Raw genomic sequence first — 15,269 nt, forward strand, 5'->3', positions numbered from 1 at the left:
GTGTGCGCGACCTTCCGCGCGTACTCGCTGAGCTCCTCGTCGGTGGTGACCTCGGGGCCGGGTGCCACCTCGCGCTTGAGCCACTTGGCGAAGGGCTCGGAGGCGGCGACCCTGCGGGCGATCCTGATGCCGTCGACGAGGGTGCGGCCGTCGTAGTCGTCGCCGTTCTCGTCGTACGCGAAGTACCTGAAGTCGAGAGCGGGCTTCACCTCGGGATCGGCCGAGGTGAGGTACAGCCGGCCGCGCGCACGGGACTTGGGGATGTTGGGTGTCATCGAGACGCCGTGCTCGGGGCGTTGGTAACCGAGCCGCTCCGGGTTGTCCGTGAACGGGATCTGGTAGAAGTGGAACATCAGGTCGGGACCGGGGGATTCGGGGTCCCGGCGGACGAAGAGCCCGGCGTCCGAGTCCATCGCCGAGTTGCCGGGGAGGGGACCCTCGGTCTCCCAGACGATCACCGACTCGGGGTGGTCGATGAGGTTCTCACCGACACCCGGAAGGTCCTGCACCACCGGAATCCCCAGCGCCGCCAGGTCCTTCGCCGGGCCGATCCCCGAGTGCATCAGCAGCCGCGGGGTGTCGACGGCGCCGGCGCAGACGAGCACCTCGCGCGCGGCGGTGAGGAGCTGCTCCGTGCCGTCCTCCGACCGGACGTGCACGCCCGTCGCCCGCTTCCCTTCGAGCTCCAGCCTGAACGCCCAGGTCTCCAGGAAGAGATGGAGGTTGGGGCGGTCGCCGGCGTCCATGTGCGGGTGGAGGTAGGCGACGGAGGCGCTGGAGCGCTTGTTGGTCTCCGGGTGGTAGGAGAGGTCGAAGAAGCCGACGCCCTCGGTGAACGGCTCCTTGTTGAAGCCGTCGATCTCCGGGACGCCGAGGGCCTCCTTGGAGGCGGCGATCCAGTCCTTCGCGATGGCGTTCCGGTCGGCGTCGCCCACCGGGACGACGTTGTTGCGGAGCTTCCCGAAGTACGGGTCCATCGCGGCGGCGTTCCAGCCGGCTGCGCCGTTCGCCTCCCACTCGTCCCAGTCGGAGGGGAGCGGCTTGAAGGCGATCAGCGTGTTGTGGGAGGAGCAGCCGCCGAGCACCTTGGCGCGGCTGTGCCTGATGTGGCTGTTGCCGCGCGGCTGTTCGGTGGTCGGGTAGTCGTAGTCGAGTTCGCCGCCGAGCAGACCGAGCCAGCGGCGCAGGGTCAGCACCTCGGGCCGGTCGCGGTCGTCGGGGCCGCCCTCGATCACTGCGACGGTGACGTCCGGGTCCTCGGTGAGCCGTGAGGCGATCACCGAGCCCGCCGTACCGCCACCGACGATCACGTAGTCATAGGTGGACATGGGGTGTTGCTCCTTGAGGGATGCTCGCGCGGTCTTTCTCTCGGGGTGTGCGCGAGACGTGGGGTACTGCTGGGTACTGCTGGTGCTGCTGAGTACCGCTGGATGCCCGTCACGTCGACGAGCCGCCGGCCTTGGGGTTCAGCCGGCGAACCAGCGCACGGGGGACGGGCGCAGGTTCTCGTAGACGTGCTTGGTCTCGCGGTACTCGTCGAGACCGGACGGGCCGAGCTCGCGGCCGACTCCGGACTTGCCGAATCCGCCCCACTCCGCCTGCGGCAGGTACGGGTGGAAGTCGTTGATCCAGATGGTGCCGTGCCGCAGCCGCGCCGCGACGCGGCGCGCCCGCGCGGTGTCGCCGGAGAAGACCGCGCCGGCGAGGCCGTACTCGGTGTCGTTGGCCAGGCTTACAGCTTCGTCCTCGGTGGTGAAGCCTTCGACCGTCACGATTGGGCCAAAGGTTTCCTCGCGAACGACCTTCATCCCGCGGTGGCAGTCGTCGAGGACCGTCGGCGAGTAGAAGTACCCGCTCTCCGGCCGCACTTCCGACGGCTCGGGCCGCGCACCGCCGGCGCGGACCACGGCGCCCTCGGCGCGCGCGCTCGCCACGTACGCCTCGGTCTTCTCCAACTGCTGCTGCGAGACGAGCGGCCCGCACTCGACGCCGTCCTCCGTGCCCCGGCCGAGCCGGATCCGCCCTGCGCGACGCGCGAGTTCGGCGACGAACCGCTCCCGTACCGGTTCTTCGACGATCAGCCGCGCGCCGGCGGAGCAGACCTGCCCGCTGTGGATGAAGGCCGCGTTGAGCGCCTGGTCGACGGCGGTGTCGAAGCCCTCCTCCGTCGCGCACGCGTCGGCGAAGACGACGTTCGGGTTCTTGCCGCCCAGCTCCAGCGCGACCTTCTTCACCGAAGCGGCCGCCGCCTGCGCCACCTTGGTGCCGCTGACGAGCCCGCCCGTGAAGGAGACCAGGTCGACGTCGGGGTGCTCGCTCAGGCGGGCACCCACCGTGGCGCCTGCGCCGGTGACGATGTTGGCGACGCCGGCCGGGACCCCCGCCTCGTGGGCGAGCTTCACCAGGTGCACCGTGCTCATCGGGGTGAGCTCACTGGGCTTGATGACGAAGGTGTCACCGGCGGCGAGCGCCGGCGCGACCTTCCAACTCGCCTGGAGCAGCGGGTAGTTCCACGGCGTGATCATCGCGCAGACGCCGACCGACTCGTGCACGACGATGCTGTGCACCTCCGGGTCGCCCGCGTCGACGACCCGGCCGCCCGACTCGTTCATCACCAGGTCGGCGAAGTAGCGGAAGGCGCTGGTGACATCGTCGACGTCGACCCGGCCCTCCTCCAGCGTCTTGCCGGTGTCGCGGGACTCCCACTCCGCGATCTCCTCCCTGTCGCGCTGGAGGAGGTCGGCGATCCGGCGGAGCACGGCGGCGCGTTCGGCGGTCGCGGTGCGGGGCCAGGGCCCCTCGTCGAACGCCCGGCGTGCGGCGGCCACCGCGGCGTCGGTGTCCTCCGCATCGCCCTCGGCGACGACGGCGAGGGTCCAGGCGTCTGCGGGGTCCAGAATCGCCCGCGTCCCCCCTGCCGCGGCGGCTCGCCACTGACCGCCGACGGAAATCGTCTCTCTTACGGACACCTTGGGTACTGCCTTCCAATTACCGAAATATTCCTGGCCATACACGTGGGCGCATGGCCAAGGACGAGCCCTGCCCGGTTCCTTGAATGTCATGTCTGTAAGCCAGCGATAAGTGGTCTTCCTCACTGGCCGGCGTGCGGGGGCTGGTATGCCCACGTACGGTTTGTTGGGACATTCCTCTGCAAAGAGCACATCAGCGCGGAAACGGTGCAGGTCACACTCGTGATCCCGCCCTCGGGAACGCCGTACCAGGCAGCTCTCTCCACACCGTTTCCGCAGGTCAGCGCAGCACGGGAGACACCGGACCGCGAACCGGCACACCTCCACCGCGATCCGCGCCAACCCGCACACACGCCACGGCGCCGCACCGCTGCCGGAACCGAGGCATCCGCGGCCTCCAGACCACAGGGACGCCCATGCAGAAGCACTACGGAAAGCTCCTCGCGTACACCTGCACCGCCGCGGTCGCCGGCGGCCTGCTCCTCCCGACGACCGCGACCGCAGCCCCCGGCGCCGACCGCCGCGGCGAACTCGACGGCCTGTCCGGACGCGAGGTCGCCGGCCGGGCCCTGAAAGAGCTCGGCGACGTCGACTCCCTCCACATGCGCCTCGACGCCAGCGAGGTCAAGGCCGACCTCGCCCTCGACGGCACGGGGAACTGCGCGGGCCACGTCGAACTCGCGGCACAGGGCGCGGTGGACGTCGTCAAGCGGGGCGGCACCGTGTGGCTGAGGCCGGACGCGGAGTTCTGGAAGCAGCAGATCGGCGGGGAGAAGGGCGCCGAGGCGGCCGAGGCGTTCAAGGACCGCTACATCAAGGGGGGCGCGAGCGACGCCATGCTCGGCGGCCTCAGCACCGCCTGCGACCTCGACGCGCTCCGCGCCACCGCGGGCACCAACGAGTCGGGCCGTGACGCGGCCGGCTGGAAGCGCGGCAGGGGCGCCGACCACGACGGCAAGGACACCGTCACCGTCGCGCGCAGCCAGGGCGGCGCCAAGGTCACCATGCTCGTCTCCGCCGAGGGCACCCCCTACCCCGTCCGGCTGCTCCGCGAGGCGGGCGGGAGCGCGCCCGACGCCTCGGACCAGGAGGACCTCCGGTTCGACGCGTTCGACCGCCCCGTCCCGAAGAAGACGCCGGGCAAGCGGGAGACCGTCACCGTCGACGAGGTACGCGACCAGCTCAACGCGCCGCCGGCCACGGAGATGTGAAGACCGCGCACCGCCCCGCGCCCACGGGCCCTCGCCCGGCGGGCGCGTGACGTACGGCGCCGCGTCGCGTGTCTGCGCGCGCCCGGCTCCGGTTCCGAGAAGGATGCTGCCCGGCCGCCGAGCGGCCGCCCGATCCCGGAGTCGGCCTGGGGAGCTGGGAGACGTGACGTACGCGAGGGCCCTTGCCGTGACGCTGGCAGCCGCGCTCACCCTCACCGCCTGCGCCCGGCAGCCGGACGCGCACGACGAGTCACCCGGCGGCGACCCGCCCCGCTCGCGCGAGCGGGCGGCGGGGATGCCGGCCTTCTCGGAGAAGCTCGCGCCCATGGCGAAGGGCTTCTACGACATGGCCTGGACCGCCGACGGCTACCCGGGCCGCAACAACCACGACGGCACGGTCTACGAGCACCCCATCTACCCCACCTACGTGCTCCACGACTACCTGGAGCAGTACGGGAAGCACCCGTCGCCGAAACTGAAGGCCGCGATCCGCACCGTCGCGCACGCCACCGTCCGGCGCCTGAAGCCGTTCCGCGGCGCGCTCGTCGCCTGGTACGCGCCGAAGCCCGGGACCCGCCACACCGAGCGCCGCTACTCCGCGCTCACCCAGGCCTACTACGCCCACCGGCTCCGGAGCGCCGCGGAACTCCTGCACGACCGGTCGCTGCGCACCGCCGCACGGCGCGCCTTCCATGCGCTGACCGTGCCGGCCGACAAGGGCGGCGTCCGCTACCGCGACCGGCACGGCACCTCGATCGCGGAGCTTCCCCAGCGCCCCAACGGCTACGTGCTCAACGGCTGGCAGAGCGCGCTCGTCTCCGCGTGGAAGTACGGGGAGGCGTCGGGAGACCGCCGCGCGAAGCGGCTTGTCCGCACCTCGGCGCGGACGATGGCCCGGATGCTGCCGCTCTACGACGCACCGGAGGTCGCCAACTCCCGCTACGGGCTGACGGGTTACACCCACGTGCGCACCGTCGGCGCCGACCTGCGCGACGCGCGCGTGTCCGTCCCGGGCGAGGGCAGCCAGGGCCTCGTACGGGGCAAGGGCACGGAGCTGTGGACCAACCACCGGGTGGGCCCGCGTCAGGTGAACCTGGTTCTCTCCAGGGCCTCCCTACCCGAGCCGAACGTGCTCCGCCTCGACGTCTCGGGGCCGGCCCGCGTCCAGGTGCAGGTCGGGGAGTACGACCCGCTCGTCTCGCAGCCGCCGAGGGCGCGGTGGGTGACCGTCGGCAAGGTCGACAAGGGCCGCCCGCGGGTGGAGGTGGGCCGCGACGTCCTCGACAAGCTCGCCTACCCCACCAACTTCGTGAAGAAGATCGACGGCAGGCAGACCAACGTCTACCACGCCATCCACATCCGCAACCTGCGCGAACTCGGCCGCATCACGGGCGACGAGCGCTTCGCGAAGTGGGCAGAACGCTGGTCGCGCGCGACGTGCCGGTGGAAGGAGATGCCCGTCTACGAGGGCATGTACGTCCGCAGCAACGAGCCGGGAGCCCGGAGCGTCGCCGTCTCCGACCTCTGCACCCGGACCCAGGGCGGCACCGGCTGGCAGAATTTTGTCGGCGAGTGAGCGCCGACTGCTCCGCCAGGAAAGAGTTCCCGCCGACCGGCGGACCGGTGCGAAGAGCCCACGCGTGACACATCCGCACAGGAGCCAGCACGGGTAATATCCGTACCACGCTGGGTAATTGGGCCCTGCGGCGTCCTGCTCGGGCTCCGGCCCCGCGACGCCGCCGTCTCGCCTCCCGCCCCAGGGGAACCGCACGACCCCTGCCGGCACGAGGCATCAGCACGGGGAGGTAACTATGGCGGGCACCTTGGGCGCGCACGCCGACCGGCGGTCGCCATGACCACGCCCTCCACCTCGCCGGCGCCCGCCTCCGACAGCGAACAGGACGGCGGCTGGTGGCGGTTCGTGATCCTCACGGTGCTGCTGGTCGCGACCGCAGGACTGATCGTCCTCGGCGGGACGAGCAGCGAGGCGTTCATCGGAGCCGCGCTCTCCGCGGCCGGCGCCGTCTACCAGGCGCAGCGGGCGCCGGAGCGCCGGCAGGTGCTCGCGCTCCTCGGCGCCGTCGCGCTGGCGGTCGCCGTCGGCCTCGCCGTCCTCGTCTACCGGCAGCACAGCCCGGAGCAGGTCTTCGCGCAGACGACGCTCAACGGCGAACACCGCGTCGTCGCCGAGCGGTACGAGCCGATACGGGTACGGGTCGACGCCGACGCGTCCGGCGGCCAACTCCGCCTCGTGCTCGACGCGCAGGACGTCGACACCAGCTCCGCCTCGTGCGTCGCGGTCGGAACCCTGAGGTTCACCGGGAGCGACCTCGCCGCGGAGGAGACGACCGCAGCGCTGGCGGGTCCAGGACCCACGATCGTCACGCTCGACCTCGCCACCTCCTCGCACGTGCGCCTGGAGGCCCAACTCGACGGAATCGACAGTGCTTGCAGGGTCTCGCTGGAGGTGAGGGGGGCTCAGTTCCAGTGAACGCCCTGGTCCACAACCGAACACCGGGGAGAAGAAAATGATCCGCTCACGGTACGGCGGGACCGCCGCCGCTCTCGTCCTCGCTTCGGCGGTCCTCGCGGGGTGCACGAGCAGTCACGACGACAGCAAGGAGAGCCCGCGTCCCGACTCGTCCTCGGCGCCCACGCTCTTCGACGGGAAGATCATCGGCGTCGGCGTCAAGAAGGGCCAGCCCGGCTTCAGCCAGAAGCCCAACGACGGCTACCGCTTCAAGGGGTTCGAGCAGAGCCTCCTCGCCGATCTCGAATCCCGACTCCACTTCCGCACCCGCGCGTTCGACATCTCCTCGGCGGAGCGCGAATCGCTCCTCAAGGACGAGGTCGTCAAGCTCGTGGTGGCGACGTACTCGATCAACCCCGAGCGCGAGAAGCAGGTCGACTTCACGGCGCCCTACCTCCAGACACCGCAGGGCGTGCTCGTACGCGACGACGACACCTCGATCGAGCACCAGCGGGACCTGGCGTCGAAGAACATCTGCACAGCGGAGGGCTCGGTCGCCGACCCGGAGAGCGTCACCTCCCCGCGGGCCAAGAAGGAGATCAGGGACCGCGTGGGCGCGGAGAGCATAGACACGGAGCAGGACTACAAGACCTGCGTCCGGCAGCTCCACGAGGAGAAGTACGACGCGGTGGTGACAGACAAGATCATCCTTGCCGGGTTCGAGGAGCACGCCCGGCGCACGGCAGCACCCGACAAGCAGGTCAAGGTCGTCGAGGGGATCGAACTCCGCGGCCCCAAGCAGCTCTACGGCATCGCCCTGCCCAAGGGCCACGAGGCGGACTGCCGGAAGATCAACAAGGCCCTGAGAAAGCTGCTCTACTCGGGCGCCGGCTGGGACGCGATGTTCAAGACCGCCTTCGACCAACTCGGCCGCAACGGCGCGGCGTTCGAGTACAAGCCGGACCGGTCGGAGTTCCCCAAGCGCGAGGCCGACTCGTGCGGGGGGCGGAAGAGCTAGCCCTCGGCCCGTGCACTGGGCGACGCACGTCTCACGGAGCGTGGCGACCGTCCGACCTCGATCGAAGGCGGTCGCCTCCTCCGTGCCCACTCGGCCCGTTCTCTTCGGTCAACACGGCAGTGACGGCAGGGTGTTGCCGTCTCACCGAGTGGCCGGCGAATCCCCCCGGACTCGCTGAATCACTCCTCCCCCATACCGCCCGCGGGTACTATCGTGCCCACGGTGGGTAATCGACGGCGCCGGGCGCCGGCGGTGGCCACGGCCGGGCGCACGGGGCAACTCCTCGTCACCGGCGCCGAGTTGCCGGGCCGCCACCGCGGTGCGGCCGCGCAGGAGCATGCCGTACACACGGGGAGGTGCCTGGATGCCCAGCACCTGGCGGACCGGAGGGCGCCTGCGGTCCGCGGACGGACGGCGGAACGGCCCCGCGGGGGACGACACCTCGGAGGACGAGCCCGGAGGCAGCGGGCTCCTGAGATGGTTCTGGCCCGGCGTGTTCGTCCTCGCCACCGTAATCATCGGCGTGATGGTGGGGCGCGAGGGCTTCGGCGTCGTCTCCGGTGCCCTGTCGGCCGGTGTCCTCGCCGTCGCAGGGGCGGCGTGGCGGCAGGACCAACTCCCGCGCAGACAGCAGTTGATCACCCTCGGCATCGCCCTGCCCGCCGCCGTGCTCGCCGCGTTCACGGCACACCTGGCCGAGTCGACGCAGCAGGTCGACGTCTACAGGGACACCACGCTGGACGGTGCGCGGACCGTCGTACTTGCTCCGAACGCGCCGGCCCGCTTGAAGGTCGGGAGCCGGCCGGCCAAAGACCACCTGGAAGTGCAGGTGTACGCCACGGACACCAGGACCGACATCGCCTCCTGCGTCGACGTCGGCGCACTGGAATTCAGCGGCCCGAGTTTGAAGCAGCGCACCAGAACCGTCGACCTGAATCCGGACGGCGTCACCAGGATCGTCCTCGACCTCGCGCCTTCCGCCGAGGTCAGCCTCGACGTACGCCTCGTCGAGGCAGACGCCGCTTGCGGGGTCGAACTGCAACTGGCGGGCGCCCGCTTCGTATGACGGCCAGCCCGACGAACCGCACGGACAAGGAAGCTTGCATGCCACGACGACGCACCCGCTACGGCACCGGACTCGGTGCCCTCCTCCTCTCTTCGGCACTGCTGGCCGGGTGCACCGGCAGCAGCGGGACGGACGAGAAGCCCGAGCGGCCGAAGGCGCCGAAAGAGCTCTTCGAGGGCAAGCGGGTCGGCGTGGGGGTGAAGAAGGGGCAACCCGGGCTGAGCGAGAAGCCCAAGGGCGGCTACCGCTTCCACGGTTTCGAGGAGAATCTCCTCGCCTTCCTGAGAAAAGAGCTGAAGCTGCGCACCTGGTCCTTCGACATCCCCTCGAACATGCGGGAGGATCTTTTGCAGAACGAGGTCGTCAAGATGGTCGTCGCCTCGTACTCGATCAACTCCGATCGGGCGAGCGACGTCATCTTCACAGCGCCCTACCTGGAGACTCCGCAAGGCGTGCTGGCACGCGACGACGGAACTTTCGAAAAGTTCGACGGATTCAAGGGCATGCGCCTCTGCACCAGCAAGGGCTCGGTCAACGACCCCGAAGAGGTCGAACCCGGCGACGAGGAGGCGGACTTGACGGTGAAGATCGATGCCAAGCTCGTCTCGACCGAGAAGGACTACAAGACCTGCGTGCAGAAAATGCAGGACACGAAGATGTACGACGGCGTCGTCAGCGACATGCTCATCCTGCGGGGGTTCGAGCACCAGCTCAAGGCGGAGCCGCACGACCGGCGCGTGAAGGTGGCCGAGTCCCCGATCCCCAGTTCGACTCAGTTGTACGGCATCGGCCTTCCGAAGAACTACCGGAGCGAGTGCCGGCGGATCAACGGCGCCCTGGACGAACTGCTCTTCGGCGAAGGGCAGTGGGAAAGCTTCTTCGAGCGCGCCTTCCCCGATGTCGCCAAGCACGATTCAAGCCCTGAGCTCACCTACCGCCCGAATCAGGACGACTTCGACAAGCGCCGGAAGACCTCGTGCCGCATCGACGAGTGAGCAACGCCCGCCGGGGCCGGTGCAATCCGCCGCACCGGCCCCGCCGAAGGCGCGGGCTCAGAGCAGCCCGAGACCGCGGACGGCCTCGCGCTCCTCGCTCAACTCCTGCACGGAGGCGTCGATCCGGGGGCGCGAGAACTCGTTGATCTCCAGGCCCTGGACGATCTCGTAGGCGCCGTCCCTGGTGGTGACGGGGAACGAGGAGATGAGGCCCTCGGGGACGCCGTAGGAGCCGTCCGAGGGGATGCCCATCGAGGTCCAGTCGCCCTCGGGGGTGCCGTTGACCCAGGTGTGGACGTGGTCGATGGCGGCGTTGGCGGCCGAGGCCGCGGAGGAGGCGCCGCGCGCCTCGATGATCGCGGCGCCGCGCTTCGCGACCGTCGGGATGAAGTCGTCGGCGAGCCACTTCTCGTCGGAGACGGCCTCGGCCGCGTTCCGGCCGTCGACCTCGGCGTGGAAGATGTCGGGGTACTGCGTCGCCGAGTGGTTGCCCCAGATCGTGAGCTTCTTGATCCGGTCGACGTCGCTGCCGGTCTTCTTGGCGAGCTGGGTGAGCGCGCGGTTGTGGTCGAGGCGCGTCATGGCGGTGAACCGCTCGCCGGGTACGTCGGGCGCCGCGGCCTGGGCGATGAGCGCGTTGGTGTTGGCCGGGTTGCCGACGACCAGCACCTTCACGTCGTCCGCCGCGTGGTCGTTGATCGCCTTGCCCTGCGGCTTGAAGATGCCGCCGTTCGCCTCCAGCAGGTCGCCGCGCTCCATGCCCTTGGTGCGCGGGCGCGCGCCGATGAGGAGGCCGACGTTGGTGCCGTCGAAGGCGACGTTCGGGTCGTCGCTGATGTCGATCCCCTTGAGCAGCGGGAAGGCGCAGTCGTCGAGCTCCATGGCGGTGCCCTCGGCGGCCTTGAGCGCGGGGGTGATCTCCAGCAGGCGGAGCTTGACCGGCACGTCCGCGCCGAGCAACTGGCCGGAGGCGATGCGGAACAGCAGGGCGTAACCGATCTGCCCGGCGGCGCCGGTGACGGTGACATTGACGGGAGTGCGGGGCATGGCGATCTCCGTAGAACCTGACGTTGGGGCAACCCCAGGACAGGGCGGACCCGGATCGCGGGGACCTTCCGCCGCGGTGCGGCCGCTGCGGGAAGCCTCCCTGCCCTGGTGCGGTAAGTCTCTCTACATCAAGAGACCAGGTGTCAGGCTATCCGACGTGCCGGACACCGCAGCAGCCGCCCGCTCCAGGCCGGTGGAGGGGGCGGCTGCCAGGTGCGATGACACACCCGTGGGGGGTTGAAGAACCTCTTCCCTCACTTTTCCGTGGCATGCCTTGCGCAGCCGTGAACGTGTTGTGCGCTTCCGGTGCCCGCGACGTGACGTCCGCCCGGCGCGGCGGAACCGGCCCCTCCGCGCCGGTTCCGCGCCCGCCTCACTCGGCGCCGGTGCAGCCGCGGCCGCCCGCCGCGAGCGTCGCGCAGGCGCGGGCCGGGCTGTTCGCGGTCGTCGCGACCATCGGCGTGTAGGCGTCGTTGGTCGCCTCCACCTCGTCCTGCTCGGTGTGGCCGCCGGCGCTGATCTTCAGGGTGTCGCCTGTGGTGGCGCTCGTGATGCGCGCCCAGGACGCCTTGCAGACGGTGCTGTGCCGGACCTCGACGTAGCTGGAGCCCACCCAGGCCGTACCCGCGGTCTTGGCGTACTGGCCGCCGCAGCCCATCGTCTCCGGGTCCTTGCCCGTGCACTCGGCGCCCGAGCACTTCACGCCCGACGGCAGCGCGTCCTTCTCGGTCTTGTGCGACGCGGAGGGCGCGGGGGCCGCCTCTCCCTTGCCTCCCGACAGGTTGGAGACGAAGACGGCAGCCGCGACGACCACGAGGGCGCTCACCGTGCCGGCGAGGAACATCGTCGTCCGGCGGCGGCCCGAATGCGCGGGCTGCTGCGTCGTGCCGGGCGCGGGCGCGGGCGAACCGGCCGGTGCGGGGCCGCTGTTGACCGGGGTCGCCGCCGAACCGGCGGGCACGGTACCGCTGTTGGCCGGAGGGGCGACCGGGCCCGGCCTCGGCGCCGCGCCCCAGGAAGCCGGGTCTATGCGCTGCGGTGCACCCGGGGGCGGCGCGGCGTGCGAGCGTGCCGGCTGTCGGGCCTCGGCGGGCCTCCGTTCGGTGCGGACGTCGCTGCGCCTGAGCACCGTCGTCCGGTCGTCGGCACCGTCGGCGGCCGGTGGCGCGACCGGCCCGGCGGCCGGTGGCGCGACGGGCCCGGCTGCCGACGCCGACTGCGGCGGCTCGGCGGCGTCCTGCGGTGCGCTCGAACCCGCGCCCCTGCGGCGGCGCCTGCGGCCGTGTCCCGCCTCCTCCTCGCCTTCGCCGAGAGCGGCCCGCGCCTGCGCCACCTGTATCGCTTCCATGGTGACGTCGTGCCGCATCTCGCTGCGGCTCCAGGCTCGTTCGGCCAGCTCCCACATGGTGCCGAGGTGGCGCACGTCGGTTCCCGTGACCTCGGCGAGCGCCTGGGCCGCGCCACGCGGCGGCAGCAACCTGCCGTTGAGGTACCGCTCCCAGGACGACTTGCTGTAGCCCGTCCGGTCCGCGATGGTGGCGACGCTCATTCCGCTGCGGTCTATGAGCCTCCTGAGCTGGCCGGTGAACTCGGCGATCTGCGGATCGAGTTCGTCCGGTAGCGCCCTCCAACGAGGCATTGCCTCCCCCTTGTCCCCCCGGTAGTGCGGTCTCCCCCGAACTGCGCCCCTCCGGGCTGCGTACTGGCTACCCAGGGGGATGCAGGCAGCCAGGATGGCAGTTCCGACGACGGGAGCGCACGGGAGCAGTTCGGGTCGCATCCGCGATCCCGCGCACGCCCGAGTTCGTTATGCGCTCCTTAGTTTGCCAGCTTCAGCGCGCCGCCCGTCGGCCGGTCGACTCGTACGCCGCAGGTGCGCGAGGGGATGTACCGTCCGCCCCGCGTCGACGAGGCGGCCGGAAACGCGCCCTCAACCGCGCACCCGGCCCGCCGGCTTCGCACGGAGCCCCAGCGATCCGCCGCCAATCTCCACGTCCGATCGCCGGGGTTCCGTTCCCCTTCGGACCGTCCCTGCTCAGCGGCCACTCCGCGCACCGGTTCACCTGATCGAGAAGTGCACCACGTCCTCCAGGAACGGGATGGTGATCCAGGGATCGGGCTGCGCCATCATCGCGAGCATCGCGATCACCACCCCGAGGACGCCGTACGTCACCAGGTCGGTGAAGCGGGAGCGCACCGCGAGCATCCCCACCGACGGGAGCAGCCAGCGCAGCACAGCGCCCCCCAGCAGCGAGAGGCCGATCAGCAGGCAGCCGGTCCTGAACTCCCCGATCGTCACGAGGAGTCCGACGAGCACCCCCGCGCACACCGCCAGCAGCGGCCACTGCCGGTACGGCGCCGCGTGCTCGGCGCCGAGCACCCGCCCGCCGCCCTCCGGCCGCGCGGTGTCCCGGGTGAAGCGCGGGAAGCGGCGCGAGACCGGCCGGCGCCGCGCGCCCTCGCCGCCCGTCGACTCCCCGTCGGCCGCGGGCGGTTCGGACGTCGCGGACGCGCCGCCGGTCTCCTGCGCCGCACCGCCTGCGGGCCGCGCCTCGGGCGTATCGCCGCCGTCTCGCCCCATGCAGGGTCCCCTTCCGTTTCCGAACCGCTCTCAGCCGGCCGCCCGCTCGGCCGACTCCACCACGTTGACGAGAAGCTGCGCCCTCGTCATGGGGCCGACGCCGCCGGGGTTGGGCGAGACCCAGCCGGCCACCTCGCGCACGCCCGGGTGCACGTCCCCGACGATCTTGCCGTGCTCGTCCCTGCTGACGCCGACGTCGAGCACCGCGGCGCCCGGCTTGACGTCCTCGGGCTTGACGAGGTGCGGCACGCCCGCGGCCGCGACGACGATGTCGGCCTGGCTCAGCAGCGCGGGCAGGTCACGGGTACCGGTGTGGCACTGGGTCACGGTGGCGTTCTCGCTGCGGCGGGTGAGCAGGAGCGGCAGCGGCCTGCCGATCGTCACGCCGCGCCCCACGACGACGACGTGCGCGCCGGCGATCTCCACGTCGTACTGGCGCAGGAGCCGGATCACGCCCTGCGGAGTGCAGGGGAGCGGCGCCGGCTCGTTGAGGACGAGCCGGCCGAGATTGGTCGGGTGGAGCCCGTCGGCGTCCTTGTCCGGGTCCATCAGCTCCAGGACGCGGTTGGTGTCGATGCCCCCGGGGAGCGGGAGTTGGACGAGGTAGCCGGTGCACTCCGGGTCCTCGTTGAGCTCCCGTACGACCGCCTCGATCTCCTCCTGGCCCGCCGTCGCGGGGAGTTCGCGGCGGATCGACGCGATGCCGATCTGCGCGCTGTCCCGGTGCTTGCCCGCGACGTACTTCTGGCTTCCCGGGTCCTCTCCGACGAGGACGGTGCCGAGACCGGGGGTGATCCCCTTCTCCTTGAGCGCCGAGACGCGTGCGGTGAGGTCGGACTTGATGGCGGCGGCCGTGGCCTTGCCGTCGAGAATCTGGGCGGTCATGGGGCCATCCTCGCGGATAGCCAGGGGTGGTCTCCACTCCGCACCGGGGGTGCGGCTGCCAGCCGGGCGGGCCGACGCAGCGTGTACGCCGGTGCACGCGCCGGACGCGGGCGGGGGTGCGCGGACCGTTGCGGTTCCGCCACATTCCCGAATGATCGCTGGACACCGGGCGGGCATGCCCACGACCATGGACGGCGGCGTCCCCCTGCGCGTGGGACAGAGGGGCGCCGTGAGTTCGGGGGGACACCACACCCGGCACCGCGTGCGCAGCGCACACGCGGCGCAGGCGCGTGCGCGCGAAGGCTCCCCGGGCCGGCAGACATCCGTCCCCTTTCCAGGAGCCCACCCGTGAGCTATCCGCCTCCGCCCCCGCAGGGCCCCGGCAACCCGTACGGCCAGCCCGCCCAACCGCCGCAGGGCGCCCCCGGTTACGGCTACCCCCAACAGGCCCCGGGCCAGCCGCAGTACGGCTACCCGCAGCAGGGCTACCCGCAGTACCCTCCGGGCGCCGGCGGTCCGGGCGGCATGCCGCAGAGCATGCCGGGCCAGGTGGTGGCCGCGAGAGTGCTGCTCTTCATAGCCGGCTCCATGTGGGGGCTGGGAGCGGTCATCTTCCTCATCGTCGCCCTCGTGGCCCGCGACTCGTTCAACGACATCCCCGGCCTCGACACCGGTGCGAACGTGGCGATGGGCGTCATGCTCATCTTCTTCGTCCTCTTCGGCGGGATGGCGACGCTCCAGATCGTCCCGGCCTCGCTCATGGGCAAGGGCCGCGGCGGCACGCGCGTCACCGCGATCATCGCGGCCGCCGTCAACGCGATCCTGCCGGTGATCGGCCTCTTCTCGGTGCCGGCGAGCGACGACAGCAACGCGGGCGGCGCCTTCCTCTACATCCTCTGGGCGGGAACGGCGATCCTCACGATCGTCTTCTGCTCGATGCAGCAGGCGTCGCAGTGGTTCAACCGACCCGGGATCTGAGGGAGTTCGACGCGGCGGCGGCCCGGACGGGATGTTCCGTCCGGGCCGC

The 15,269-nt window shown here is 71.2% G+C and carries 13 protein-coding genes; 7 read left to right on the forward strand and 6 right to left on the reverse strand.

Annotation, left to right across the window (positions count from 1 at the left end; all coding sequences use genetic code 11):
• Both UWG_RS0119310 and UWG_RS0119315 read right to left on the reverse strand, forming a co-directional pair.
• On the reverse strand, positions 1-1,328 hold a 1,328-nt coding region (locus UWG_RS0119310), incomplete at its 3' end, for a GMC family oxidoreductase (RefSeq protein WP_016908847.1).
• Positions 1,329-1,466: 138 nt separating this feature from the next.
• The gene (locus tag UWG_RS0119315) at positions 1,467-2,969 is read right to left on the reverse strand and encodes an aldehyde dehydrogenase family protein (RefSeq protein WP_016908848.1); all 1,503 of its coding nucleotides are present in this window, start codon (positions 2,967-2,969) and stop codon (positions 1,467-1,469) included.
• Between the two features lie 416 nt (positions 2,970-3,385).
• Between UWG_RS0119315 and UWG_RS0119320 the strand changes: the two genes are divergently transcribed.
• From UWG_RS0119320 to UWG_RS0119345, 6 genes are all read left to right on the forward strand, one after another.
• The gene (locus UWG_RS0119320; protein ID WP_016908849.1) at positions 3,386-4,180 is read left to right on the forward strand and encodes a hypothetical protein; all 795 of its coding nucleotides are present in this window, start codon (positions 3,386-3,388) and stop codon (positions 4,178-4,180) included.
• Between the two features lie 163 nt (positions 4,181-4,343).
• Complete coding sequence (locus tag UWG_RS0119325) at positions 4,344-5,756, forward strand: D-glucuronyl C5-epimerase family protein (protein WP_016908850.1); 1,413 nt, start codon at positions 4,344-4,346, stop codon at positions 5,754-5,756.
• A 276-nt stretch (positions 5,757-6,032) separates the two neighbouring features.
• Positions 6,033-6,671 carry a hypothetical protein gene (locus UWG_RS0119330; RefSeq protein WP_016908851.1) on the forward strand — a complete coding sequence of 213 codons (639 nt, stop codon included), beginning with the start codon at positions 6,033-6,035 and terminating at the stop codon, positions 6,669-6,671.
• A 37-nt stretch (positions 6,672-6,708) separates the two neighbouring features.
• Positions 6,709-7,668 (forward strand): transporter substrate-binding domain-containing protein, encoded by a 960-nt coding sequence (locus tag UWG_RS0119335; RefSeq protein WP_016908852.1) that lies wholly within the window; start codon positions 6,709-6,711, stop codon positions 7,666-7,668.
• 364 nt (positions 7,669-8,032) lie between these two features.
• The gene (locus UWG_RS0119340; RefSeq protein WP_016908853.1) at positions 8,033-8,734 is read left to right on the forward strand and encodes a hypothetical protein; all 702 of its coding nucleotides are present in this window, start codon (positions 8,033-8,035) and stop codon (positions 8,732-8,734) included.
• Between the two features lie 38 nt (positions 8,735-8,772).
• Positions 8,773-9,729, forward strand: a complete 957-nt coding sequence (locus tag UWG_RS0119345; RefSeq protein WP_016908854.1) for a transporter substrate-binding domain-containing protein — start codon at positions 8,773-8,775, stop codon at positions 9,727-9,729.
• Positions 9,730-9,786: 57 nt separating this feature from the next.
• On the opposite strand, the gene UWG_RS0119350 is transcribed toward UWG_RS0119345, so the two are convergent.
• The 4 genes from UWG_RS0119350 to UWG_RS0119365 form a co-directional block, all read right to left on the reverse strand.
• Complete coding sequence (locus UWG_RS0119350; protein WP_016908855.1) at positions 9,787-10,776, reverse strand: malate dehydrogenase; 990 nt, start codon at positions 10,774-10,776, stop codon at positions 9,787-9,789.
• 373 nt (positions 10,777-11,149) lie between these two features.
• The gene (locus UWG_RS0119355; RefSeq protein WP_016908856.1) at positions 11,150-12,415 is read right to left on the reverse strand and encodes a helix-turn-helix domain-containing protein; all 1,266 of its coding nucleotides are present in this window, start codon (positions 12,413-12,415) and stop codon (positions 11,150-11,152) included.
• A 420-nt stretch (positions 12,416-12,835) separates the two neighbouring features.
• Entirely contained in the window at positions 12,836-13,357 is a 522-nt protein-coding gene (locus UWG_RS0119360; RefSeq protein ID WP_016908857.1) for a DUF3017 domain-containing protein, read from the reverse strand.
• A gap of 30 nt (positions 13,358-13,387) precedes the next feature.
• Positions 13,388-14,242, reverse strand: a complete 855-nt coding sequence (locus UWG_RS0119365; protein WP_016908858.1) for a bifunctional methylenetetrahydrofolate dehydrogenase/methenyltetrahydrofolate cyclohydrolase — start codon at positions 14,240-14,242, stop codon at positions 13,388-13,390.
• Positions 14,243-14,590: 348 nt separating this feature from the next.
• Between UWG_RS0119365 and UWG_RS0119370 the strand changes: the two genes are divergently transcribed.
• The gene (locus tag UWG_RS0119370; RefSeq protein WP_016908859.1) at positions 14,591-15,220 is read left to right on the forward strand and encodes a hypothetical protein; all 630 of its coding nucleotides are present in this window, start codon (positions 14,591-14,593) and stop codon (positions 15,218-15,220) included.
• Positions 15,221-15,269: the final 49 nt, after the last annotated feature.

Origin of the sequence: Streptomyces xiaopingdaonensis (assembly GCF_000262345.1) — a bacterium.
GTDB classification, from domain to species: domain Bacteria; phylum Actinomycetota; class Actinomycetes; order Streptomycetales; family Streptomycetaceae; genus Streptomyces; species Streptomyces xiaopingdaonensis.